General features: G+C 41.6%; 20 protein-coding genes. 12 read left to right on the top strand and 8 right to left on the bottom strand.

Annotated elements, in window-relative coordinates:
- Positions 1–13: 13 nt before the first annotated feature.
- Genes DM558_RS01405 through DM558_RS01375 form a run of 7 tightly spaced genes read right to left on the bottom strand, consistent with a single transcriptional unit; the run spans position 14 to position 9,107 of the window.
- Entirely contained in the window at positions 14–1,753 is a 1,740-nt protein-coding gene (locus DM558_RS01405; protein ID WP_127161721.1) for a hydrogenase large subunit, read from the bottom strand.
- Positions 1,750–3,366 carry a hydrogenase 4 subunit F gene (locus DM558_RS01400; protein WP_127161720.1) on the bottom strand — a complete coding sequence of 539 codons (1,617 nt, stop codon included), beginning with the start codon at positions 3,364–3,366 and terminating at the stop codon, positions 1,750–1,752. Before DM558_RS01400 ends, DM558_RS01405 begins: the two co-directional genes overlap by 4 nt.
- A gap of 4 nt (positions 3,367–3,370) precedes the next feature.
- Complete coding sequence (gene hyfE, locus DM558_RS01395) at positions 3,371–4,021, bottom strand: hydrogenase 4 membrane subunit (RefSeq protein WP_127161719.1); 651 nt, start codon at positions 4,019–4,021, stop codon at positions 3,371–3,373.
- An 11-nt stretch (positions 4,022–4,032) separates the two neighbouring features.
- The gene (locus DM558_RS01390; protein ID WP_127161718.1) at positions 4,033–5,487 is read right to left on the bottom strand and encodes a hydrogenase 4 subunit D; all 1,455 of its coding nucleotides are present in this window, start codon (positions 5,485–5,487) and stop codon (positions 4,033–4,035) included.
- 15 nt (positions 5,488–5,502) lie between these two features.
- Entirely contained in the window at positions 5,503–6,447 is a 945-nt protein-coding gene (locus DM558_RS01385) for a respiratory chain complex I subunit 1 family protein (RefSeq protein ID WP_109703406.1), read from the bottom strand.
- 12 nt (positions 6,448–6,459) lie between these two features.
- Positions 6,460–8,490, bottom strand: coding sequence for a hydrogenase 4 subunit B (gene hyfB, locus DM558_RS01380; protein ID WP_127161717.1), 2,031 nt, complete (start codon positions 8,488–8,490; stop codon positions 6,460–6,462).
- Positions 8,491–8,492: 2 nt separating this feature from the next.
- Complete coding sequence (locus DM558_RS01375) at positions 8,493–9,107, bottom strand: 4Fe-4S dicluster domain-containing protein (protein ID WP_127161716.1); 615 nt, start codon at positions 9,105–9,107, stop codon at positions 8,493–8,495.
- Positions 9,108–9,464: 357 nt separating this feature from the next.
- Between DM558_RS01375 and hypA the strand changes: the two genes are divergently transcribed.
- The 6 genes from hypA to hypF are packed head-to-tail and all read left to right on the top strand — an operon-like array spanning position 9,465 to position 15,425.
- Positions 9,465–9,809, top strand: coding sequence for a hydrogenase maturation nickel metallochaperone HypA (gene hypA, locus DM558_RS01370; RefSeq protein WP_109703409.1), 345 nt, complete (start codon positions 9,465–9,467; stop codon positions 9,807–9,809).
- Positions 9,810–9,820: 11 nt separating this feature from the next.
- The gene (gene hypB / locus DM558_RS01365; RefSeq protein ID WP_127161715.1) at positions 9,821–10,708 is read left to right on the top strand and encodes a hydrogenase nickel incorporation protein HypB; all 888 of its coding nucleotides are present in this window, start codon (positions 9,821–9,823) and stop codon (positions 10,706–10,708) included.
- Complete coding sequence (gene hypC, locus DM558_RS01360; protein ID WP_127161714.1) at positions 10,699–10,965, top strand: HypC/HybG/HupF family hydrogenase formation chaperone; 267 nt, start codon at positions 10,699–10,701, stop codon at positions 10,963–10,965. The genes hypB and hypC overlap by 10 nt, the downstream gene beginning before the upstream one ends.
- Before the next feature lie 14 nt (positions 10,966–10,979).
- Positions 10,980–12,098: a hydrogenase formation protein HypD gene (gene hypD / locus DM558_RS01355; protein WP_127161713.1), complete on the top strand. Its 1,119-nt coding sequence runs from the start codon at positions 10,980–10,982 to the stop codon at positions 12,096–12,098.
- Complete coding sequence (gene hypE / locus DM558_RS01350; protein ID WP_127161712.1) at positions 12,095–13,111, top strand: hydrogenase expression/formation protein HypE; 1,017 nt, start codon at positions 12,095–12,097, stop codon at positions 13,109–13,111. Before hypD ends, hypE begins: the two co-directional genes overlap by 4 nt.
- Positions 13,112–13,136: 25 nt before the next feature.
- On the top strand, positions 13,137–15,425 hold the full coding sequence (gene hypF, locus DM558_RS01345; RefSeq protein WP_127161711.1) for a carbamoyltransferase HypF: 2,289 nt from the start codon (positions 13,137–13,139) through the stop codon (positions 15,423–15,425).
- Positions 15,426–15,430: 5 nt separating this feature from the next.
- Here hypF and focA read toward each other — a convergent pair whose 3' ends face one another.
- Complete coding sequence (gene focA, locus DM558_RS01340) at positions 15,431–16,306, bottom strand: formate transporter FocA (protein WP_127161710.1); 876 nt, start codon at positions 16,304–16,306, stop codon at positions 15,431–15,433.
- Positions 16,307–16,595: 289 nt separating this feature from the next.
- On the opposite strand from focA, the gene DM558_RS01335 reads away from it, so the two are divergent.
- The 6 genes from DM558_RS01335 (at position 16,596) to yedE (ending at position 25,273) form a co-directional block, all read left to right on the top strand.
- Positions 16,596–18,695, top strand: coding sequence for a sigma 54-interacting transcriptional regulator (locus DM558_RS01335; protein ID WP_127161709.1), 2,100 nt, complete (start codon positions 16,596–16,598; stop codon positions 18,693–18,695).
- A gap of 54 nt (positions 18,696–18,749) precedes the next feature.
- Positions 18,750–19,592 carry a formate dehydrogenase accessory sulfurtransferase FdhD gene (fdhD, locus tag DM558_RS01330; protein WP_228411784.1) on the top strand — a complete coding sequence of 281 codons (843 nt, stop codon included), beginning with the start codon at positions 18,750–18,752 and terminating at the stop codon, positions 19,590–19,592.
- 48 nt (positions 19,593–19,640) lie between these two features.
- Positions 19,641–20,978: an L-seryl-tRNA(Sec) selenium transferase gene (gene selA, locus DM558_RS01325; RefSeq protein WP_228411783.1), complete on the top strand. Its 1,338-nt coding sequence runs from the start codon at positions 19,641–19,643 to the stop codon at positions 20,976–20,978.
- Between the two features lie 123 nt (positions 20,979–21,101).
- The gene (gene selD, locus DM558_RS01320; protein WP_127161708.1) at positions 21,102–22,154 is read left to right on the top strand and encodes a selenide, water dikinase SelD; all 1,053 of its coding nucleotides are present in this window, start codon (positions 21,102–21,104) and stop codon (positions 22,152–22,154) included.
- Positions 22,155–22,236: 82 nt separating this feature from the next.
- Positions 22,237–24,021, top strand: a complete 1,785-nt coding sequence (gene selB, locus DM558_RS01315) for a selenocysteine-specific translation elongation factor (RefSeq protein ID WP_127161707.1) — start codon at positions 22,237–22,239, stop codon at positions 24,019–24,021.
- The gene (yedE, locus tag DM558_RS01310) at positions 24,014–25,273 is read left to right on the top strand and encodes a selenium metabolism membrane protein YedE/FdhT (RefSeq protein ID WP_127164774.1); all 1,260 of its coding nucleotides are present in this window, start codon (positions 24,014–24,016) and stop codon (positions 25,271–25,273) included. Before selB ends, yedE begins: the two co-directional genes overlap by 8 nt.
- Positions 25,274–25,280 lie beyond the last annotated feature (7 nt).

Below are 25,280 nucleotides of genomic sequence, written 5' to 3'. Positions count from 1 at the left end.
ATCGCAATTCCCTCTATTGTTTTACTGGTGAATAAGTCCGCTCAATACCGTATCGCTCAATTTCTTTATACGGTACAGTAACTGATTTTTTCTTACGCACATCAACCAAAGTTACTCGGTCAGTACATGAGTAACAGGGGTCTAAGCTACCAATAATCAGCGGCGCATCAGAAACTGTATTACCACGTAGCATATAACGTAGTACAGGCCAATTAGCATAAGTGGCTGCACGGCAACGCCAACGGAATAATTTTTGGTTATTACCGGTCATACTCCAATGCACATCTTCGCCTCTTGGGGCTTCGGTAAAGCCTAATGCAAATTTATTAGGTTGATAGGTAAAACCTTCCACTAATAAAGGGCCTTCGGCTAGGTTATCTAAGAGATATTCACACATGGCAATTGAGTCAAGGGTTTCATCTACACGCACAAATACTCGCGCTGCCACATCACAGGTATCATAGGTAAACAAGGTTTTAGGTACTTGGTTATAACCTGCATAAGGGTGATCAAATCGCACATCACGCTTAAAACCACTAGCACGAATTAATGGTCCCACAGGGCTAAAGTCTCGTGCTACTTTTTTATCAAGAATACCGACACCCTTGGTTCTTTGTTCAAAGTTAGGAGTACCCATAAGCATTTCTACAAGCTCAAGCACGTCTTTACGCATTTCTTGTAGAACTTTGATAGTTTTTAAGCGTGCATCTTTAAGAATGTCACGTCTGATTCCACCAATCAGGTTCATACCATAAGTTTTACGTGCACCCGTTAATAGTTCCGCAATGCCCATTGCCTTTTCACGCACACGGAAAAACTGTTGGAAGCCGCCATCAAACCCTGTGAAGTGACAACTTAAACCTAAATTCAGTAAATGGCTGTGTAATCTTTCTATTTCAAGGAGCACACTACGAATCATTTGTCCACGCATGGGGACTTCTATACCTAATGCATTCTCAATAGTGTTGGCATAAGCCACACTGTGCGCATAACCACAGATACCACATACACGGTCAGCAAGGAAAGTGACTTCGTTATAACCCATCCGATTTTCAGCTACTTTTTCCATGCCACGGTGAACATAAAATAAACGATAATCTGCATCGATAATTTGCTCACCGTCCACAAACAATCTGAAATGGCCGGGTTCATCCGAAGTAATATGCAATGGGCCAATAGGTACAATACGATTTTTATCATCCCCCAACTCATTGAGGAAATCATAAGTATCATTACTGGTTGTAGGCGTAGGGCGTTGACGATAATCCATCGCATCTTTACGTAATGGGTAAAGATCATCAGGCCAGTCATCTGGTAACACTAAACGGCGTGCGTCTGGAATACCCACGGGGGTTAAACCATACATATCGCGTACTTCACGTTCCCCCCAAACAGCAGCAGGAACAAAAGGAGTAACTGAGGGAAACTCTCCACGAACGGGATCAACTAAAGCTTTGACAACTACCCAACATTTTTCACCCTCTTCCATCGATAAGGCATAATACAGTGCAAAATGTCCATTCAAAGAACGCTCATCATTACCGAATAAAACAGGTAGCCAACCACCTAGCTCGTAATAAAGATACGTCACCACATTAGGCAAACTATTCAACTCAACCGTAATCGTGACTTGATTATAAGTTTGCCTTTGTTCTTCTAACACTGCATGGGGAAAACGCTCTCTAACCCGATCAATATATTTCTTGCCAAGATCTTGACCATTAGTAGACTTTGTCTGTGTTGTTTGTGTCACTTTGAACTCTCCCGCTGTACAGTTAAACCTTCATCAGAGACAGGTTTTTCAACCTTCTGCACCTGAGTATATAATATACCTTTATTGATAGACGTTAATGATGCTGCGTCAATAGATTGCTTTCCATTTAGGACAATATTAGTAGACTGTATAAAAAGCTCAGTCACAGGTTTAGGAATATAAGTTCCCATCATCAGCATAAGTACTAATAAAACAGCCATTGGCGCTACAGTCAAAAAGCCTAACTCCCCTTTCTCTATTCCGTCAGGTACATCGCCATAAGATATTTTAGCGATCATACGTACCAAACCACCTAAAACAACGGTCAAAAGTGCAAGAAGCAAGAGTGTAAACCAAATAGAACCGCCATTAATTGAGGCAATCACAATCATAAATTCACTGACAAAAACATTAAAAGGTGGCATCCCACCTAATGCAAGTGCACCACCACCTAATAAAACCGCTGTGATAGGTGCTGTTTTTAATAAACCTTTCACTGTACAAATATCACGTGTACCGTATTTTAAAAGCACATTACCAGAACCACAGAACAACAAGGTTTTAGCCAAGCTATGGTTCAGTGTATGTAGTAATGCAGCAAAAATACCAATAGGGCCGCCAATTCCTAGTGCGATAGCAATTAGCCCCATATTTTCAACACTTGAATAAGCCAATAGCCTTTTCATATCGCGTTGAACAACCAGTAAGAAGGCTGCCACTAACACAGATAAGAAACCAAAAATCAACAGTAAGTTTTTAGGGAACGTCTCCCCAATGGTTCCTGAAATAATGATGTAGTAACGGATAATAACGAGCAATGCACAGTTTAATAACACCGCTGATAGTAAGGCACTGGTAGGGCTTGGAGCCTCACTATGAGCATCAGGTAACCATGCATGCATAGGGAACAAGCCCATTTTTGTACCAAAACCAAGTAAAACAAAAATAAAGGCTAAATGCATTAAAGTTGGATCAAGTAACTTTGGATGCTTAACTACCTCTGTCCAAAATACAGCCATGCTAGGGTCTTGCATAACACTTGCAGCATTTGCATAAACCAACACCGTACCATATAAGCCAAAGGCTACCCCAACCGTACAGATAATGATGTATTTCCACGCGGCTTCTAATGAAGATTTTTGACCATATAACCCCACCAAGAATGTTGAGGTGAGTGTTGTTGCTTCTATTGCTGCCCACATTACAATAAGATTATTAGTGGTGATGGCTAACAACATGGTAAATAAAAATAAATGGAAAAACCCATAATAAGCACATAAGGTTTTTTTAGAAATCTCGCCATCATGCACTTCATGGTTCATGTAACCAACGGAATACATCCCCGTGATAAAACCAATAATGCCTAAAATAGCTAAGAATAAAGCACCTAGCGTATCAACATGAAGCCAAAGACCTGATGAAGTAATAGCACCATGCTGAACAATCTGAGAGACAACCAATAAACTGATAATTAATAGCACCGTGATACCAATCATATTGATACCATTAACTAATTTAACAGTCTCTTTACTTACAAAACAGCATAAGAAAGCTAGCACACTAAAGAGCAAAGGTGTAGCTAACAATAAATATAACATTAACGTATTATTCATGATGCTATCCTTTCAATACATTTAGCTTATTGGCATCTAACGTATTTAGTACTTTATAAATCCGTCGTGCAAAGTAAGACATTACGATGACAGCAAAAATAGCGTCAGTGGTGATACCGACTTCCACTATCTCGGGAACACGATACGCTAAAAGCGCTAAGGTAAGATGTGCCCCATTCTCCATCAAGCAATAACCAAAAATTTGCTTAATGATATTTCGTTGGCTCACAATACAAAGCAAACCAATCATAAAGTGCCCTAGCGAAACAGCAAGCACAGGCTTTAACTCAGTAATCATCGGTAACTTAACAGGCTCAACCACAAAGTAGCAAACCAACACAATAATCGCTGAAATCATGATAATAGCCCACACGGGAATAAGGCTGCCTTCAATATTCGCCTCACGCATTTTACAAAATGACTTATACATAATCAGTGGCACTAAGATAACTTTAGTGACAAAAGCGGTGATCCCCCATGTATAAAGCTCATGTGCACCAAAGTTATAACCAATGGCAAAAAAGATCATGACCAATACTAACGACTGTAAACTCAATATACCAATGGATTGCGGAACACCTCGGACAACGATGGTAAGTACGGAAGTAATCACCAGAAGCCCTGCCAAGTTATTAATAATTATAGATCCTGTCATGATTAACTCCATTAATTAAGCCAAAGTGCAGCGATGACGCTGGAACACAAAGACATGATAACTAACACAAGTAACACAGCTTTCATTGCAATAGGCAATGGTGCAGCCTGTGCAACCTCTTCTGAAGGTTTTCCAGGTACTGTTTTTCCAAACCAGTAAAGGAACCAAGCAAAGCTACCAATCGACTCGATAATCACAATGACTAATAACACCATAATTAACCAGTGGCCTGATGAGAGCGCAAAACCAGCGGCAAAGATGGGGTATTTACTAAAAAAGCCATTAAACGGTGGCACCCCTGTAATAGCTAAAGCAGCCACACAGAAACCAACTCCTAATAATGGAAGCGTTGATAACAGCCCTTTAATTTTTGGTAACATTCGTGTACCACAGGTATAACTCAACGCCCCAGCAACAAGGAAGAATAAGCTCTTGGCAAAGGCATGGTTAAATATGTAAGCAATACCACCATCAAAAGCAATTTTGCCGTAACTTGTACCAACACCGTAGATAGACAGTGAAAGTGCAAAGAAAATATAAGAAAGTTGCGTAATGGTTGAATAAGCTAACAGACGCTTCATGTCGGTTTGAGGTAAGTACATGATGAAACCATACACTAACGTAATCACCGACATTATCATCCCGACTTCACCGATGATGATAGGGACATCCCCAGCTGAGAGTATGGAGCGGGCAAAAATATAAACCCCCACTTTTACCATTGATGCCGCGTGCAAATAAGCACTCACAGGCGTAGGAGCTTCCATTGCATCAGGTAACCAAACATGTAAGGGTAGTTGTGCTGACTTACCCCATGCGGCAAACAAGACACCACCAATCACAATAATCTTAGCTTCTGAAGGCAAACTGGCGATAGCGGTCAACGAAAACGTACCGGTTTGGATGAACAACCAAGCCGCCGCAATATATAAACCTAATGAAGCAACATGCGTCACGAGCAAGGCTTTCAAAGCCGAGTGCTGTGATTTTTTAGTTTGATAATAACCGATTAATGCCCAAGAACATCCCCCTGTTATTTCAAAAAACAACAACTGACCTAAAATAGTTGAAGAAAGCACTAAACCAGCCATCGCCCCGATAAATATCATCAAAAAAGCGTAATAGCGTGTAGTACCTTCATGTGGGTGCTCACGGTTATTTTTAGTTAAATACGCGGTAGAGTAAACACTGATTAAAAAACCTAAGAAAACAACTGCAAAGCAAATTAAAGTACTCACCCGATCAATAACAAAACCAAAAATGGTGGTATCCCCAATACTTAACAGCGTATAGGTTTGATCAACCTGCCCTGCGTGCCAAAATCCCCAACCTAATAATAATGTTCCAAGCGAGGCGAGTAATGAGACGACAACACTCAATAATCTAGCCACCCGATAAGGGGAACAGGCAATAATAAAAGCCCCTATAAAAGGAATTAGGATTGTGCCTAGCGCAATACTTTCCATAATATCCTGTTCTCCTTATAAGCCAGTTAGATAGAACACATAAGCTAACAAAGACACACCAAAACCTGTCCATGTCACTTTATATGAGAGTAAGAACCGTCCGCGGCATAATGTATTTTCAAAAATACAAGCAGCAACAAAGACGATAAATAACTTAATTAAAAATAATGGGATAGATATCAGTAAGTTTGTTTGTGCTGTCGGTAAAAAGATGACAATAAACAAACTAGCCATCACGATTTGTTTTAGGCTTAAGGCAACCTTAACCAACGCAAAACTAGCACCTGAGTATTCGGTTAAAGGCCCTTCTTGTAACTCTTGCTCTGCCTCAGCATAATCGAATGGAATTTTCCCCATTTCAATAAATACCGCAAAGGCACAAGCAGCCATTGCCAATACAGCAGCGGTTGGCGTTCCCCCACCCCACTGGTTAGCAAAGGTAATACCTATTTGTGTAATATTGGTTGAATGCGCAATGAATGCGGCTACCATCATCCCTAAAATCATAATCGGTTCAACTAAAATCCCAAGCATCAACTCACGGCTTGCACCAAGTCCTGCGAAAGGGCTTCCTGAATCAATACCCGACAAGGAGAAGAAAAACCTAAACAAAGCACAAAGATAAATAATAGCAATTAAATCACCAATGACACCCAGAGGTGATGACAATGTAAACATCGGTAATATGATAACAATCGATAACATAGAACCAATTAATACAAAAGGGACAGCCCTAAAGACTAACCCCGCACTAGAGGGGGAAACATCTTGTCGGCTAAACAGTTTTACAAGATCTCGATACTCCTGAAAAACACCAGGACCACGACGTGATTGCATACGGGCACGAATCTGTCTTGATATTCCCGACATTAAAGGTGCCAAACAAAGAATTATTAGCCCTTGCAATAATCCCAGCAACAACCAAGACGAGGAGAACGCTTCAATATGAGGATTAGGCATTTTTTCTTCTCCCTACGCCAAAGACACAACTAAAAGTAATATCACCAATGCTGCGATGACATACAAACAATAGATTCGATAATCCCCTTGTTGAATACATTGAAGCTTACGCCCAACTGCCTGAACAAGCTTAACAATATTATCAACAATTTTTGTATCCCAAAGATGCTCAATCCGTTTTGCAAATGCTGTTGTTTTATCCAAACAACACAACATGCACGCGGTAGGACTCAGTGTCTTTCGCAACGTATAAAGTGGTGCAAACATATAGCGTAAAGGTTGAGTAAAATTACCTGCTGATTGCGCCATATCGCCTTCATACTCATAACCACAAGCCCAAGGGTCACTATTACGCGCAAAGGGTAAACGTTGGCCTTTGGTGAATAAGTAAATAAGCAATGGAAGAATCGTTAAAGAAACAAGTAGAATAAACATTAAGGTAGGTGAAAGCTCAGCAGGTGCACTGTTACCACTGATTAACCAAGAGTTATAAACCGTGCTTATAGCAACTACTGGTTTTACCTGTATTAAACTCGTTGCTACCTGCGTGATAACAGGTACAATAAACGCAGCACCTACACCAAAGATCAAACATAACAAGCCTAAAACTAACATGGGTAATGTCATCGTCCATGGTACTTCTTTAACTTGGCTTGCCTTCTCAGTGCGGGCTTTACCACAAAAACAGATACCATACACTTTAACAAAGCACATCGCAGCCAAAGCCCCTGTAATAGCGAGCATAACAATTGTTATAGGGCCTGCTAAACGTAAAATAACATTACCATCTAAACTCATAGAAAATAAAGATTGGTAGGTGTACCACTCACTAATAAATCCATTTAAAGGAGGCAGCGCAGAAATAGCCATACAGCCCACTAAGAAAGCAAGTGCTGTTAAAGGCATAAGCTTAGCTAACCCCCCCATTTTTTCCATATCTTTGGTGTGTAAACGGTAAATAACAGCCCCTGCACCTAAGAACAGTAACCCTTTAAATACGGCGTGGTTTAATAGATGATATAACGCACCTAAAAAGCCTAACGTGCTGAGTACAGGAGAGTTAATTGAAATCCCCACCATGCCAACACCCACACCCATTAAAATAATGCCAATATTTTCAACAGTATGATAAGCCAATAAGCGTTTTATATCATGTTCTGCAAGGGCATATAACACCCCCAACACCGCCGAGACAGAACCAAAGGCGAGGACAAGAATCCCCCACCACAACTCTGTTGCCCCAAGTAGATCAACCCCTACTTTTATAATTCCAAACACCCCAATTTTTACCATCACTCCTGACATCATAGCTGAGGCATGAGAAGGAGCGGCTGGATGCGCTTTTGGTAACCAACCATGCAAAGGCATCATCCCTGCCTTTGCACCAAAACCAAAGAAAGCCAATAAAAAAACTAAGGAAGCCATTAAGGGTGAGAGTTTAAGCTGGCGGAAAGATTCAAAATCAAGGCTGCCCGATTTAAGATACATCAAGAAGAAAGCCACCATGATGAGCATCGAACCGGCATGGGCAATTAAAAAATAGAGAAAACCAGCATTTACTGCTTTCTCATCTTGCTCAGAAATAACCAAGAAATAAGAAAACAGCGACATCAACTCAAAGAAAATAATAAAATAAAAGGCATTATCGACAACCATTAAGGTAACCATGGAAGCAATAAAAAGGTTCATGAAAAAGCCGATGCTATAAGCACCTTTGCCAATATATTCACTCACATAAGAAAAGGAATAACAAGAAGCCGCAATCGCTAATAATGAAATCACACTCACCATAAACGCGGCTAACTGATCAAGCCTTAACGTAAAATCAGCAAAAGAGAATGGACTCCAAAGGGTATAAGTAATGACATCGCCATGAAAAAGAACAGGTAAAACAGCAACTAAACTCAATACACCGGCAACAACACCACAACCCCCTACCATATAGATAGACAACTGCTCTTGTTTAGAAAAAAAGGATGATGCTATTCCACTGACCGCATAAATAAGAATAGCGAATAATAGTATCGAAAAGGGTAATGGCATAATTACTCTCCTCCCTGCAAACCGTTAATATCATTACTAGGGTCTAGTGATGAAACAAAGGCCTCTTGTTTTAATTTGGAAGCAGAGTTCATGGTTGATCCATCAATAAAATAAAGCGCATTGGTAGGGCAGCTATGCACACACGCAGGCCCCTCACTACGGAATGAGCAAAGATCACACTTCGTTGCGATCACTTTACGCCCGGGGTTCCACGCCAAAAAAGGACTCATTGACGGTGCACTACTTGGCAAATCACTTAATAAGGATTCAGGAATATAGTTTTCATAACAATCAGGTAAGGCTTCTGGTTCACTCGCCGCTGGAGTAATAGCACCAAAAGGACATGCCAAACCACATAATTTACACCCAATGCATGTACTCTCGTTTAGCATAATGGCATTGTCTTTTAGCACAATAGCATTAACAGGACACACCTTCGCACAAGGGGCATCCTCACAATGACGACATAGCACGGGTGCTGTGCCATCATCATCACGAACAACTGTTAATCTAGCCTGTGCGACTAAACCAACCTTTTTATGTGCTTCACTGCAAGCAGCCATACACGTATTGCAACCTATGCACTTTCTGGGCTCTGCAATAACAAAGCGATTCATGAACGATCTCCCTGCCATAGTTTTTATAAACTTTGTAAACGAAAAGCAAGGTTCATGCCATCTTCAACAAACCACCAAAACTAAACAATAATCGATATAAATCAATAAGATAAAAAATTAAAAAATATCATTCCCTTAGTTTTCACACAGAGTGTCGACACTTCGACATTTTTAACGACACTTTCGACACTTAGCAAAACCTTGTTTTTATTTTTTAACGATCATCATGATACGAATCATCACTAACCCAGTATAAACTTCGCTAGCCGTTGACAATCAAAAAGGCTAGTTATACAGTAAATAAAGCATTTTTACGTAACAAACACTGCAACAACTGTTAGCTAAAGAGTCTCTAACATGCATGAACTAACCCTATGCTACCAAACACACGAATTAATCGTACAACAAGCGACAAAACAACAGGCAAAACGTATTGTTGCGGTATGGTTAGAGATCGGGGCGCTCTCTTGTGTCGAACTTGAATCAATGAAGTTTTGTTTTGATCTTGTTTGTCAGGAAACCATGGCAGAGGGTTGCCAACTCTATATAGAGCAACAAAAAGCGATGGCTTGGTGTGAAACTTGCAAAAAAAATGTACCTGTTAAAAATGCATTTATTGCTGTGTGTTCACTGTGTAATAATGCACTCACACAGGTCGATGCAGATGATAAAGTATGGGTTAAAAAGATCGAAATACAATAATCGAGGTAGCTATGTGTATTACTTGTGGATGTGAGTCAGATAATGTGTCTTCATCAGAAACAGAACATCATCAACACACTCATGATGAAATGATTCCCCAAATTGTCCATCATCACTATCACCACACGGGGGATGTTAACCACCACTATCATTTTCCAGCAACAAACCCAGCTCAACACCATCATCATGAGCATGAACACAAACACGAACATACACAAGAATACTCGCCTAGTGATCAAAAAAAGCAACAACGCTTAATTGAAATTGAACAACATGTGCTCGCAAAAAATGACCAAATAGCCGCGCATAACCGAGAGCATTTTGCTGACCAAAAAATTCTGGTGCTTAACCTTATGTCTAGCCCCGGTTCAGGAAAAACAACGCTGCTCACAGAGACACTTAAACGTATTGCCAATCAATGCCCCTGTGCTGTTATTGAAGGAGATCAGCAAACCTCCAATGATGCTGAGCGAATCCGCAGTACAGGCGTGCAAGCAATACAAGTTAACACAGGAAAAGGCTGTCATCTTGATGCACAAATGGTTCACCAAGCCGTTCACGATCTAACCTTACCTGCTGGTGGTATCCTTTTTATTGAAAATGTAGGTAACCTCGTTTGCCCTGCCAGTTTCGATTTAGGTGAAAAATTAAAAGTTGTTGTCATGTCTGTTACGGAAGGGGATGATAAACCTCTAAAATATCCTCATATGTTCGCCGCGGCAGGACTCATGGTCATTAATAAGATTGATTTGGCCTCGTATGTCAACTTTAATATCGAACAGTGTATTGCCAATGCGCTTACTATTAACCCAAGACTTAAAGTGATCAAACTCTCTTGCACCACAGGTGATGGGTTAGACGCATGGTTAGATTTTTTGGAGACTGAGCGATGTGCATAGGTGTTCCCTGTAAAATTACCGCCATTGACCCAAACCAGCCAACCAAAGCAACAGCGGAGGTCAATGGTATTCAGCGTGATGTAAATATTTCTCTCGTTTCATCAGGAAATGAACAATCACTCGTTGGTCAATGGGTATTAGTTCATGTTGGTTTCGCCATGAGTTTACTCGATGAAGAAGAGGCTGAGCAAACACTGACTGCATTAAATGCAATGCAAGAAGAAGAACCCGATGTTAATATTTTATTCAAACCTTAGAGTTAACTATAAACATGCAGTTCATCGATGAGTTTCGTAACCCTACACAAGTCAAAAGTTTACTCTCACAAATTCATGCGTGGGTAAAGAAAACGTCTTTTACCGCAGAAAAGCCATTACAAATTATGGAAGTCTGCGGAGGGCATACTCATGCTATTTTTAAGTTTGGCCTAGAGCGCTTACTGCCACCAGAAATTGAGTTTATCCATGGTCCAGGATGCCCTGTTTGCGTTTTACCTATGGGGCGTATTGATGCTTGCATTGAAATAGCCAAGCGTCCTGAGGTTATTTTTTGCACCTTTGGGGATGCGATCCGTGTACCCGGTCGACAAGGTTCATTATTAAAAGCACGTCAAGAAGGCGCCGCTGTTCGCCTGATTTACTCCCCCATGGATGCACTGACCATAGCCGAACAAAATCCTGATAAAAAAATTGTGCTTTTTGGTCTGGGTTTTGAAACGACCATGCCCAGCGTCGCAATCACGCTACAGCAAGCCAAGCAACGCAATATAACCAATTTCTTTGTTTTCTGTCAGCATATTACGATTATACCAACCCTAAAAAGTTTGCTAATGACACCGGATATTCAAATCGATGCCTTTTTAGGACCCGGTCATTTGAGCATGGTCATTGGTACGCACCCCTACAGTTTTATTTGCGAGCAGTACCACAAACCTGTGGTCGTCAGCGGTTTCGAACCAACCGACATTTTACAAAGCATTGTGATGGTGCTTAAGCAATTTGCTAATAAACAATGCCTTGTTGAAAACCAATACCGCCGCGTCGTACCTGATGAAGGCAATCCCCGTGCATTAGCCGTGATTAATGATGTTTTTATCATGCAAGGTGATGATGAATGGCGAGGCTTAGGTATCATTCCTGACTCAGGTGTTAGACTCAATGAAACCTACGCAGCATTTGATGCTGAAAAACATTTCCAACCCAAACAACAGCGGGTTGCTGATGATCCACAATCGCGTTGTGGGGATGTACTGACAGGCCGTTGTAAGCCGTTAGAATGTCATTTATTTGGGAAACAATGCACGCCTGAAAGTGCTTATGGGGCATTGATGGTCTCCTCTGAGGGTGCCTGTGCTGCTTATTACCAATACCGACAAGGGGAGCCTGCATGACCTCCAAAACTATTTCTTTAGCACACGGCAGTGGAACTTCAGCTAGCCAAACACTCATTGATGAGTTATTTATCTCTGCTTTTAAGAATGACCTTTTAGCCACTAAAGAAGATCAAGCACGTATTTCCCTTAATCATTTAACAGCTGATGGTAATCAACTGGCGTTCAGCACCGACAGTTATGTCATAGATCCTCTTTTTTTCCCCGGTGGCAATATTGGCAAACTCGCTATTTGCGGTACGGTGAATGATCTTGCGGTTGGAGGCGCTTACCCACGTTATCTATCTTGTGGCTTTATTATAGAAGAAGGGTTATCCATGGATATTTTGACCCAAGTCGTGCATAGCATGGCAGAAACAGCGAAAGCCGCAGGAGTTTCTATTGTCACAGGAGACACCAAAGTAGTCCCTCGTGGCGCTGCCGACAAACTCTTTATAAATACCGCAGGCATTGGGGTTATTCCCGCTACCTTAAACTGGGGCATGCCACAAATTCAAGTTGGCGATAAAATTATTATCAATGGCACCTTGGGCGACCATGGCGCGACGATCCTCAATGAACGAGAACAACTAGGTTTAATGGGGGCACTCAGTAGCGATTGCACCCCGCTCAATGGATTAATTGATCAATTACGCCCTATTAAGGGTATTCGTACACTACGCGATGCGACCCGTGGCGGTGTTAATGCGGTACTGCACGAATTTTCACAAGCCTGTGGTTATGGCATGTTAGTCGAAGAGTCTTTACTCCCACTTAGCTCACCTATACGGGGTATTTGTGAACTACTCGGTTTAGACCCTCTTAACTTTGCCAATGAGGGTAAAGTAGTGATTATTGCCTCCGAAGATTCAGCACCAGACGTGTTAGATGCACTCAAATCTCACCCACTAGGATCTCAAGCAGCAATTATTGGTTCAGTCACTCAAAACCCACAGGTTTATCTTCGTGGTCTTTATGGTGTTGATCGTATCTTAGATCTTCCCCAGCATGAACCGCTCCCTAGAATATGTTAATTCGCCTTGTTGAAGCGAAAAATCAATGAGTGCTAATGGCGTTACTATTCGGATAAAGGGCAAAGTCCAAGGGGTAGGTTTTCGCCCTACCATCTGGCAACTGGCCAATGCCTTTAATGTCCGCGGGAATGTGAGTAATGATGCTGAAGGAGTTATCCTCAACGTCTGGAAGGAATCAACAACGGAAGCGTTTATCGCTAAGCTTTCTGCCTCCCCGCCTCCTCTTGCAAGAATTGACTATATTGAACAAACACCTTACCACTGGGAAAAATCACCCAAAGGCTTTACGATTTTACCTAGCAAAACGGGGGTAATGGACACACAAATTGCTCCCGATGCAGCCACATGCAATGATTGCTTACAAGAGCTAAACACCAAGACTGATCGTCGTTTTCATTATCCTTTTATCAACTGCACCAATTGTGGCCCTCGACTTACAATCATTGAACAGATGCCCTACGATCGTCCAAACACTGTGATGAACGAGTTCGCCCTTTGCCCAGACTGCCTTAAGGAATATAGCACCCCAACAGATCGCCGCTTTCATGCTCAACCTATTGCCTGCCCTGATTGCGGCCCACACCTCTGGTTTTGTAAGTCTAATGGTAAGCCGATTGCGATTGCTGATGAGGCGATTACACAGGCTATAGACCAACTAACACAAGGAAAAATCATTGCCATTAAAAGTATTGGTGGCTTTCATTTAATCTGTGATGCGACTAATGAGAATGTCGTTAAAAAATTACGGCAGCGAAAAAACCGCCCCAACAAACCTTTTGCTGTCATATTGCCCAATACCGCATGGTTAAATAGCTGTGTCGCCAAAGACAGCAATACCGACGCATTAGCCGCATTATTATTTAGTCCTGCTGCACCTATTGTGCTTGTATCAAAAAATACCAATAGCCCTATTTGCCCAGCAGTGGCGCCCAACTTACATGAACTGGGTATTATGTTACCCTCTAATCCACTGCATCATTTATTATTGCAACAATGGCAAAAACCATTAGTGATGACCTCAGGTAACCCACATCATAAACCAACGATTATCGATAATACAGAAGCATTAGAGACACTCGACACTATTGCCGATTACTACTTATTGCACAATCGACCTATCGTGCAACGGGCGGATGACTCTGTTGTACGCTTGAATAACACAAGTATTGAAACATTAAGACGTGCCAGAGGTTATGTACCTGACACCGTCAAATTACCCGAAGGATTTGAATCAGCGCCTTGCGTCTTAGCCTTGGGGGCTGACCTAAAAAATACCTTTTGTTTACTCGACCCACCTCATGCCACCGTCAGTCAACACTTTGGCGACCTTAATGATCTTGACACACAACAACAATGGCAAGACACCCTAGATCGTTGGCTTGATATTTACCAACTACAACCAATATACATTGCAGTGGATGCTCATCCCCACTATGCTACACAACTATTAGCTGAAAAATACAGTCAACAACTGGGGATTCCTAAAGTCGCCATTCTGCATCACCATGCCCATATTGCTGCTTGCCTCGTTGAGCATGGATACCCCCTAAACTCACCACCTGTTATCGGATTAGCACTCGATGGGCTAGGCTATGGAGAAAATGGTGAATTATGGGGTGGAGAATGCTTATTGGTAGACTATAAACAATGTCAAAAATTGGGAGGGCTTCCTGCGGTAGCATTACCTGGTGCAGACCTCGCCGCGAAAGAACCATGGCGAAACCTTGTTGCACACTTGTTGACATTTGTGCCAGATTGGCAAAATCAACCTGAAATAAGCGATATGCCCAGTACAACCCTCCAGATCATCGCACGTGCTATTAAACAGCATATCAATAGCCCACTCGCGTCATCAACAGGACGATTATTTGACGCCATTGCCGCTGCGCTGGGAATAACGCCTGAACGCATCCGTTGGGAGGGGGAAGCCGCTTGCCAATTAGAAGCATTGGCGTTGCAATACCAAGGAACAGAAACACCTATTACCATACCATTATTGGCTATGACACTCGATTTAAAACACTTTTGGAATAGCTGGCTAAATTGGCAAGCCTCCCCATCAGCCAAAGCCTATGGGTTTCATCTTGCATTAGCAAAGGGCCTTGCACAACTGGCGAGTAAGGCAGCTCAAAAATATCACACCCAAACAATTGTGCTAAGCGGAGGTGTTATGCACAATCAATTATTACGCAAGTTATTGTGCCAAGAGCTGGAACAATACCACGTCTTATTCCCAAACAATTTTCCTGCCAATGATGGTGGTATTTCATTAGGTCAAGCGGCTATTGCTGCCGCTCAGCACCAAAAACCATAACACGATTATCGACGAGCGCCGGGGCGTAAAAACAATAACCAATTTCCCATGCCAACTAACAGACCACCACCAATAATATTACCAATAGTCACAGGCAATAGATTATGCAATAAAAAATCAGCTAAGTTTAAATCCCCATACTTAGCCGCCTCTACCCCTTGAGCAGCCCAAAAGTCAGGAGAGGCTGTAGTTTGTAACAGAATACCCATAGGGATTTCATACATATTAGCCACACAGTGCTCAAAGCCACAAGCCACAAACATAGCGACAGGTAAAATAACTGCTAATATTTTATCTGTTGTGCTACGCCCACTGAAAGCAAGCCAAACGCCTAAACACACCATCACATTACACATAATACCCAACGCAACCGCCTCAATAAAGGTATGATGTATCTTATGCTGTGCAATATTTAAATAGTTTAAGGCAATGCTTCCGTTTGCATCCCAAGGATGACCACTGGCATAAATTATCGCAACGAGTAACAACGCTCCCGCAAAGTTTCCAAAATAAACGGTTAACCAATTTTTTATAAGCTCCCACCACGTAATTTTCTTACTGGCCTTAGCGATAACAGTCATCGTTGTGGAGGTGAATAAATCTGAGCCACAAAGAACAACTAACATCAGTCCCATACTAAAACAGATACCGCCGACTAGCTTCGCCATGCCGTAAGGCATAGCACCTGAGCCGGTGGTAACTAGTGTAAAAAAGACAAATGCTAATGCAATAAAAAAACCACCAAAAATTGCCCCCAGAAAAGCCGTACCAAAAGGTCTTTTAGCCTTAGCAGTCATCGCTGCTTCAGCTATTTTTGCCATTTCATGAGGGTTATGGAGATCAAATGAAACAGGTGAAGGACTGGGTGATTGTTGTTCCATAACATAACTCCTATTTGTATAAATAAACCATTAAAACTTTCAAAAATTTATTACAAAACAACGGTAAACACACTATTAAATGGATTTAACAAATGACATTTTAACAATATTAATAGGCAAAATATATGCCACTTTAACCATACCGATACAGTCACTATTAGCCATTTGTTCTATCAACTCATGACTCGAATCATAATTAATGTTTAATAAAGCATGATATAACAGTAATCAGATGATTTTTATCCTTTGCTTTTATATAATGAAACATAATTTTACATGAAGTCGCACCATGGTTATCACTGCTAAAAAATCACTCAACACAATAGACCTGATATCATTTAATCAGACTATTTATGATTGCCTTGATAACATCAATGCATTATCAGATAGCTTAAATATTGACCAAATTAATATTATTATAGAAACGCAAATACCCGCCACATTAATAGTCACGAGTATTAATACAAAGACACGTCAAAAAGAGGTTTGGTCACAAGCGTTGTCTGAAAATGAGCATACATTTCGTTGCCCTCTTTCAGATCAACCCATCCATTATAATGATGTTAACTATAAGAGCTTGTTTGAAGATCTCATCCCCAAGAATTTTTTTTATAACATACAACTAGCTTATCACGTTCCATTGTATTGTACAGAACATCAGCAGTCCGCTATCCAGTTTTTACGTAATAAACAAGCTAATCGTTTTTCCAGTAAAGAAGTGGAAAACCTTAAACAATTGGCGAGCCTTGTAGAAAAGGTTATTGCGGGGCTTTTTAATATTGCCCATTTAAGCCAAGAAAAAGCATCACTAGACTATGAATTATTAAAAAATCATATTTTAGTAGAAGTAACAGATGCGGCCATATCCCTTCAAGGTATGGAAGAAATGGCTAAAATAGTATCTAAAGATATTATTAAATTTTGTAATTTAGACTATATTGGCATTTTACTATGCCCGAATGAAAATAATCAGAAAATACACCTGTACGACTCTCATCGCTCTAATAATAAACAGCTCAACCAAAAACACCATCTTATTAATACACAAGAGCCACTTGCCCAAGAGTTACTAAAACAAAACTCTATCGTGACGACATCTATTGAAGAACTTGCAGAGAAATACCCTGATAACGATCAACTCAGCACGATGTTAGATAAGGGCTTACAAACCCTGTGTGCAATGCCATTAAAGTTTGGGAGCGAGGTATATGGCGCATTACTGCTAGCACATAGTACCTCTGAAATTTTCGATCTCGACACCATTAGTCTTTTTCGACAAATTGCCGATCGGGTGGTGATCGCCGCTAAAAATATTTATAGCTACCAGAAAGTAACGAATTTAAATCATAGTTTAACGAATGAGAACCTCTACTTATCAGAAACCATTCAACAAATTGACACCTTTGGCGAAATTATTGGCTCAAGCCCTGCCGTTCAAAGGGCCCTAGAACAAGTTGAAATGGTAGCTCACAGTGGTAGCTCCGTTTTATTATTGGGTGAAACCGGAACAGGTAAAGAGCTTTTTGCTAAAGCTATCCACAACCGTAGCCCTCGTCACGACAAACGGATAATAAAAGTCAATTGCTCGGCAGTGCCCGCTAACTTATTAGAAAGCGAGCTTTTTGGCCATGAACGAGGCGCTTTCACCGGCGCTAATACTCGGCGAATTGGCCGTTTTGAACTGGCTCAAGGCAGTAGCTTACTTCTCGATGAAATTGGTGATATTCCGCTCGAACTACAACCTAAGCTTTTAAGAGTATTACAAGAGCGTGAAATTGAAAGGCTGGGCGGTAACACTGTTATTCCTGTGGATGTCCGTATTATTTCTGCCACCAACTGCAATTTAGAAAAAATGATTGATGATAAAACCTTCCGTGCCGATTTGTTTTATCGCTTAAACGTTTTCCCTATTATCATCCCGCCTCTTCGTGAGCGAAAAACAGATATTCCTCTTTTAGCACAATTTTTTACTCAAAAATTCGCTAAACTAATGAAGCGTGACATTGACAGCATCGCAGCCAATACACTCAACCAATTATGTGACTATCATTGGCCAGGTAATGTTCGCGAACTCGCCAATGTGATTGAGCGTGCCGTTATCTTAAATAAAGGAAATGTATTATCTATCGACCCCCAATCATTTCTTTTAATAGAGAAAAATACGCCACAAGATAAATCGCCACCTCAACCTACCGTCATCAAAAAACTCGATACCTCTGACCCTGATAATGAGCAACGAGAACAAATTTTACGTGTTCTAAAAGAAACAAACGGGATCATTGCAGGTCCCAAAGGGGCGGCAATACGCTTAGGACTAAAACGCACGACCTTACTTTCACGGATGCAACGACTAGGAATTTCACCTAAAGATGTGATCCAAGACGATTAAAACATGCCTTACCTGTGCTAAAATTTTGATCATATTACGTGGAGATTCACCATTATGCACAAAGAGATTGTTGGATGCGCAGCATCCCTATCAGAAAATGACTTGACGACAAGTCAAGGTTACCAATCTTTTCGTGTACAACGTATCAAACAAAGTAGTACTTCAATCATCGAAGATAATATTATTGAAGAAACCCCCATCGCCTTATCTTATAACGGAATATCACATGCAGTGATGATGGCGACCCCCACCGACATTGCTTATCTGGCAAAAGGCTTTAGTCTTTCCGAAGCAATCATTCCTAATCTCTCGTACCTCTATGATCTAGAGATCAACCATTATGAAGAAGGGATCGAAGTACAAATGCAAATTGCCACACAAGCATTTGTCGAACTAAAACAGCACAAAAGAACCATGGAAGGCCGCACGGGTTGTGGTTTATGCGGTATAGAAAACTTACAACAACTCAATAGGCCTCTCAAAAAGCTAGCTCCAGCCAATCCTGCATGGTTAGACACATTAACTGCGGTCTATCACCATATCAAAAACCATCAACCAATAACTCAAGCAACAGGTGCAGCCCATGCTGCTGCATGGGTAGTCAATGGTGAAATCATCGCCACCTTTGAAGATGTAGGTAGACACAACGCCCTTGATAAATTGTTAGGCTATTTATTAACAGAACAACGCGATACAACAGAAGGCTTTGTATTCATGACAAGCCGAGCAAGTTATGAACTCGTGCGCAAATGTACACAATGTAATATCCGATTATTAGCGACGATTTCTGCCCCCACAACACAAGCGATTAAACTCGCTAACGAGAGTGGCTTAACACTGGCAAGTTTTTGTCGAGAGGATGGGTATGTCGTTTATGCACAACCACAATCTATTTAAAAATGACGTTAAACCGATTGAAACAATCACTTATTATTTTGGTAACTTATGATGCAATTATCACAAATCACCCCAGTTGAAAAACTGCTGAATACGAAAGAAATTGCATTTTATCATGACATACTAAGTCGCCCCCTCGTTGCTGAAATCACAAAAGCAGAAGTGACACACTATCGTCAAAAAGTCATAGAACAAGGGATTGCTATTGATACCAATGAGCTAATTCACACAATTGTGCTTGCGCTTAAGAAACAAAGTAGTCAACGGCTACAACGTGTTATTAATGCCACAGGCATTATTGTTCACACCAATCTAGGCAGGTCCCCTATTCCCCAAACCATATGGCAAGAAGCAAGTGAAACCGTCTGCGGATACTCTAATTTAGAATTTAATCTAAACAATGGCAAACGCGGTAATCGCATGGGGATGTTAAGTAAAATTCTCAGTACCTATTTTGGTGGAGAATCTAACATTCTTGTTAATAACAATGCCGCTGCCATGCACCTCATTTTAAAAACCTTTGCCCAAGGTAAAGAAGTCATCGTCTCTCGTGGTGAGCAAGTTCAAATAGGCGGTGGTTTTAGAATCCCCGAAATACTAGAAGAGTCTGGGGCAGTGCTACGCGATGTTGGCACAACCAACATCACCACCTTAGATGACTATCTAAAAGCCATTAATGAAAATACCGCCATGGTGCTTGTTGTACACCAGTCTAACTACTACATTGAGGGCTTTAGTCAACGGGTAGACATCAACTTATTGGCGGCAAAACTACCCGAACATGTCATGCTCGTTGTTGACCAAGGCTCAGGTAACCAAATTGCAGGAATCCCTGGCGAACCCACTGTCGCTAACTACCTAAAAGCAGGTGTCGACTTAGTTTGTCTATCGGGCGACAAAATGGTCGGTGGCCCACAAGCAGGCATTATTTTAGGCAAACAACAGTTTATTGAGCCACTGTCGAAACACCCCATGATGCGGGTTTTTCGCCCTGGCAAAGAAACTTATGCCTTGCTTGAAAAACTATTGATCCACCGATTAAATCACGACTGTGCGGCTAATAATCGAATTGAAACATTAATCACTCAACCGATCGAATGGCATCAAGAAAGAGCGCAACAAATAGCCAGTATTGCACCCGAAAAACTCCCCCTTGTTGCAACTAAATTCCTTATCGGTGGAGGCACAACCCCACGTGCCCAATATGACACATGGGCTATTGCAATCCTTAGCGATGAATCGCCATCATCACTCATTAAACGCTTACGAAACCATAATCCACCCATCATAGGAGTTGTACAACAAGACCAAGTATTGATTTACCCCATCACATTATTTGATGAAGAATTAACGATTGTAAAAGAGTTTTTAAGCGAGCTCATTTAGTAGTCCACTTATTAATATGAGAAATATTAATGTATAACCTTTCTTAATACAGCTCACGGGGCTGATTAAGTCAGTAAACATGTGGTTTCATGATCGTCATTAAACCCATAACGAGAGGCACCTATGAACACAATTAAATTAACCCAATTTTCCCATGGGGGCGGTTGTGGTTGTAAAATTTCCCCTGCGGTACTGACTGAACTACTCTCACATATTCCGACAGGTGTTGTACCCAAAGAACTTTTGGTTGGCACAGACACTTCTGACGACGCGGCTGTTTACCAACTCAATGATACCCAAGCGGTTATTGCCACCACCGACTTTTTTACCCCCATAGTAGACGACCCTTACGATTTTGGACGCATCGCCGCGACTAATGCACTGTCCGATATTTATGCCATGGGAGGAACCCCCATTATGGCCTTAGCCATTGTTGGAATGCCATTAGATAAACTACCCAAAGAAGCCATAGGAAAAATACTCGAAGGTGGCGCTTCTATTTGCCAGGAGGCAGGTATTTCCATTGCCGGTGGTCACTCCATCGACATTTTAGAACCCGTTTACGGTTTAGTAGGCATCGGTGTTGTCAACCCCAAGCAATTGCTCAGCAATGCAAAAGCACAACAAGGTGATATTCTTATTTTAACCAAACCACTAGGGATTGGCATGTTATCGGCGGCGCTTAAAAAAGGAATGTTACAAGCCAGCGAATACGCCGAACTCATTAAATGGACAACTACTCTTAATAAAGTGGGTGCGAGTTTAGCCACACAGCCTGATATTCATGCGATGACTGATGTCACAGGTTTTGGTCTGGCAGGTCACCTCTTAGAAATGTGCCGTGCGGCAAAACTACAAGCAACTGTTAATTTCCAACAACTGCCCTTTATTGATGCAGCACTGGCCATAGCTCAACAAGACATTGCAACAGGAGCCTCTAATAGAAACTGGCAAAGTTATGGTGAGTTTATCAAACTGCCTGAATCAACTAAAACATGGCAACGTAACGTATTAACTGACCCGCAAACGTCCGGTGGTCTATTGATTGCATGTAAGAGGCAAGCCCTTGCCACGGTACAAAAAACATTGCTTACTTTGCAAGGTAATGAGGGAGCAGTGATTGGCGAAATGACGGCTGCTGATCCGCTAGGTTCAGTCAACATATGCCTTGAGTAACTCTTGGTATTAGAGTGTTTTTATCCATTTTATTTTGGTTAAATTTTAATAGATAGCCTGATAGCATTGCAAAGGAGCTAATATGAATGCAGTCATTGGCACAGCGGGTCATGTCGATCATGGAAAATCATCGCTAATAAAAGCGCTGACGGGTATTCACCCCTCACACTTACCTCAAGAATTATTACGAGAAATGACCATTGATTTAGGCTTCGCCCACTTCTCAACAGATGCGGGAGATACCATCGGTATTATCGATGTTCCAGGGCACGAACGTTTTATTCGCAATATGGTCAGCGCCGTATGGGGGTTAGATATTGTCCTCTTTGTTGTAGCGGCTGATGAAGGATGGGCAGCGCTCTCCTCCGAGCACTTACGAATTATTGCTGCCATGGGAATTAAACAGTGTATTTTGGTATTAACAAAGAGCGACCTTGTTGATAAACAGCGCTTAAGTGAAGTAGAAAATGAAGCCCTTGAACACTTTCTGGCAGAAATGGAACTGCTCCCCGAAGTCATTGCCGTAAGTAACCATACTAATCAAGGGATAGAAGCGCTAAAACAACTCATTATTAAAAAAGTAGCTACCATTGATAAGCGTGAAGATTTAGATCACCAAGCTCATCTCTATGTGGATCGCGTATTTTCTGTTAATGGTGTCGGTACCACTGTAACAGGAACATTGCGTGGTGGTGAAATAAAAGAAGGTGATACACTGACCCTTTTCCCTAGCAAGCAAACGGTAAAAGTTCGCTCATTACAAAGTTACCACCAACAACTAGACACAGCCCCTCCTTACGCAAGAACGGCCGTTGCTTTAAAACAACTTAATCGAAAATTTGTCTCACGTGGCAGTTGCCTTGTTAAGAATCCCGAAGCAGTGACGATGAGCAATGACTGGATAATACAGCTAACACCTCATTTTTGTAGGGCATTAAAAAAACAAAGTATTGTCGAGGTGGCCTTAGGTACAGCTCATGTGCAAGCAAAATGTTACCTGTATGCAGACAGCACGCTGGCACGCTTACAATTTGAAGAGGCTATTCCTGCTTTCTGGGGGCAACCTTTATTACTTATTCAACAGGGTGGTAGCCGTATTATTGGGGCAGGTAGGCTAGTTTGGTCACAACCTATTCAACGTAAAACTCGCCTTATCTTACAAGAGATACTGCCCACATTAACCATTCATAGCGCTACCATGGCACAATCAAAATTAACCCTACAGTTAGCGCTTGATGGTTATGCACAACAAAATACCCAACTAATACCGCCCCCAAAAACGATCACATTAGGCGACTGGTGGATTAATGAACTGACCCTAAAAAAACTACAAGAGCAGTGTAATAAACACCTAAACTCAGCCATTCAAGCTATTAGTGTAGAAGAGCTCGCCAGAAATACACAGATGCCCCTCTCTTTAATAGAAGCGCTATGTGCAAACCGTTGCACAGGTGGAGAATGGCAAAAAATTGATGGTAATATTATTTTAGCTGCACTTAATAAAAACTCTGCACTTCCTCCCAACCAACAACAATTATTAGAAGCCATTAGTCAAACCCACAACCAAGGGTATGATGCTTCAAAATCTCCACTTGTTGGCGTTAAGCGTTTACTACGAGCACTCACAGAAAGGCAGCTCATTACTCCTACGGAAAATGATCTCTTTTTTAGTAAAACAGCCTATGATGAAATTGTTGCCAATATCATGAAGGGACGGCCTCTGCATGAAAAATTTAGTGTCGCCGATGCACGCGACAGTACGGGGCTTTCGCGAAAACAGCTAATCCCCTTACTCAACCGGCTGGAAAAAGATGGTTGGGTAAAACGTATTGAAAATGACCGTATTGTTTGCAAAGCCTATGAATAGAGACGACAACAGGAAGACAGACATGAACAATAGCTGGACTGAATTTAAACAAAAATACTTAATCACCTTTTGGAACCCTATTAGTGCAATCATTGCAGCCGGTATTCTGGCTACCTATTACTTTGGATTAACTGGGACATTGTGGGCGGTAACAGGTGAGTTTACACGTTGGGGTGGGCATTTGGTTGCCCTTTTCGGTGGAGATCCAAAAAACTGGGCTTATTTTAAAATCATAGGTTTAGAGGGAATGCCTTGGCAACGTAGTGATGGTTTACTCCTGATCGGCATGTTTGCGGGCTGCTTTGCTGCGGCTTTGTGGGCCAATAATGTAAAACTACGCACCTCTAAATACCCCATCAGAATTTTTCAAGCCTTAGTCGGTGGATTTATTGCTGGCTTTGGAGCAAGGCTGGCCATGGGCTGTAATCTGGCGGCTTTTTTTACGGGTATTCCACAATTCTCATTACATGCATGGTTCTTTGCTGTCACAACGGCTATCGGTTCACTGGTCGGTGCTAAAGTCGCCCTACTACCTCTCTTTAGAACACCGCTCAATATCAAAAAAGTAAACCAACACACTGTACTCACACAAAACCCACAGCAAGTGAAACGCCGTTTTATACTAGGCTCTACTATTTTCTTTGTCACCGCGTTGGTTGGGCTTGCCTTACTGTTTGTCATCCCTAAGCTAGGAATTGCCTTATTATTTGGGGTAGCCTTTGGGTTACTCATTGAACGCGCCCAAATTTGCTTTACCTCTGCATTCCGCGACTTATGGATTACAGGCCGTGCTTATATGGCTAAAGCCATTATTTTAGGGATGCTCGTTAGCACCATTGGTGTTTTTGCCTTTATAGAGTCAGGAGCAACCCCAAAAATATTTTGGGCAGGCCCTAATGCTATTCTTGGTGGTTTGCTGTTTGGCTTTGGTATTGTACTCGCCGGTGGTTGCGAAACGGGGTGGATGTATCGCAGTGTTGAAGGGCAAGTACACTTTTGGTGGGTTGGCATTGGCAATATTTTAGGTGCTACCGTTTTAGCCTACTATTGGGAAAGTCTAGCGCCTTATCTAGTGAATGACTTTGAAAAGATTAATTTACTAAAACTAGCAGGGCCTTATGGCGGGCTACTCATCAACTATGCCTTGATGATCATCGCCTTATTTTTTGTTTTATGGTGGGAAAAACGCTTTTTAGCTAAACGCAAAAAGATGGCAATCGATACTTCATCTAAAACGTCAGGTTGTTGTTAATTAATCA

Source organism: Entomomonas moraniae (assembly GCF_003991975.1).
Classification (GTDB): Bacteria; Pseudomonadota; Gammaproteobacteria; order Pseudomonadales; family Pseudomonadaceae; genus Entomomonas; species Entomomonas moraniae.
The sequence above is the reverse complement of the archived record's forward strand: the minus strand, read 5'-3'. Positions and strand labels throughout refer to the sequence as shown.

Bases quoted from the DNA above. Each gene is read 5' to 3' on its own strand.
- DM558_RS01400 (WP_127161720.1), bottom strand. From the start codon at position 3,366: ATGAATAATACGTTAATGTTATATTTATTGTTAGCTACACCTTTGCTC.
- hyfE (WP_127161719.1), bottom strand. From the start codon at position 4,021: ATGACAGGATCTATAATTATTAATAACTTGGCAGGGCTTCTGGTGATT.
- DM558_RS01390 (WP_127161718.1), bottom strand. From the start codon at position 5,487: ATGGAAAGTATTGCGCTAGGCACAATCCTAATTCCTTTTATAGGGGCT.
- DM558_RS01385 (WP_109703406.1), bottom strand. From the start codon at position 6,447: ATGCCTAATCCTCATATTGAAGCGTTCTCCTCGTCTTGGTTGTTGCTG.
- hyfB (WP_127161717.1), bottom strand. From the start codon at position 8,490: ATGCCATTACCCTTTTCGATACTATTATTCGCTATTCTTATTTATGCG.
- DM558_RS01375 (WP_127161716.1), bottom strand. From the start codon at position 9,107: ATGAATCGCTTTGTTATTGCAGAGCCCAGAAAGTGCATAGGTTGCAAT.
- hypA (WP_109703409.1), top strand. From the start codon at position 9,465: ATGCATGAACTAACCCTATGCTACCAAACACACGAATTAATCGTACAA.
- hypB (WP_127161715.1), top strand. From the start codon at position 9,821: ATGTGTATTACTTGTGGATGTGAGTCAGATAATGTGTCTTCATCAGAA.
- hypC (WP_127161714.1), top strand. From the start codon at position 10,699: ATGTGCATAGGTGTTCCCTGTAAAATTACCGCCATTGACCCAAACCAG.
- hypD (WP_127161713.1), top strand. From the start codon at position 10,980: ATGCAGTTCATCGATGAGTTTCGTAACCCTACACAAGTCAAAAGTTTA.
- hypE (WP_127161712.1), top strand. From the start codon at position 12,095: ATGACCTCCAAAACTATTTCTTTAGCACACGGCAGTGGAACTTCAGCT.
- hypF (WP_127161711.1), top strand. From the start codon at position 13,137: ATGAGTGCTAATGGCGTTACTATTCGGATAAAGGGCAAAGTCCAAGGG.
- focA (WP_127161710.1), bottom strand. From the start codon at position 16,306: ATGGAACAACAATCACCCAGTCCTTCACCTGTTTCATTTGATCTCCAT.
- DM558_RS01335 (WP_127161709.1), top strand. From the start codon at position 16,596: ATGGTTATCACTGCTAAAAAATCACTCAACACAATAGACCTGATATCA.
- fdhD (WP_228411784.1), top strand. From the start codon at position 18,750: ATGCACAAAGAGATTGTTGGATGCGCAGCATCCCTATCAGAAAATGAC.
- selA (WP_228411783.1), top strand. From the start codon at position 19,641: ATGATGCAATTATCACAAATCACCCCAGTTGAAAAACTGCTGAATACG.
- selD (WP_127161708.1), top strand. From the start codon at position 21,102: ATGAACACAATTAAATTAACCCAATTTTCCCATGGGGGCGGTTGTGGT.
- selB (WP_127161707.1), top strand. From the start codon at position 22,237: ATGAATGCAGTCATTGGCACAGCGGGTCATGTCGATCATGGAAAATCA.
- yedE (WP_127164774.1), top strand. From the start codon at position 24,014: ATGAATAGAGACGACAACAGGAAGACAGACATGAACAATAGCTGGACT.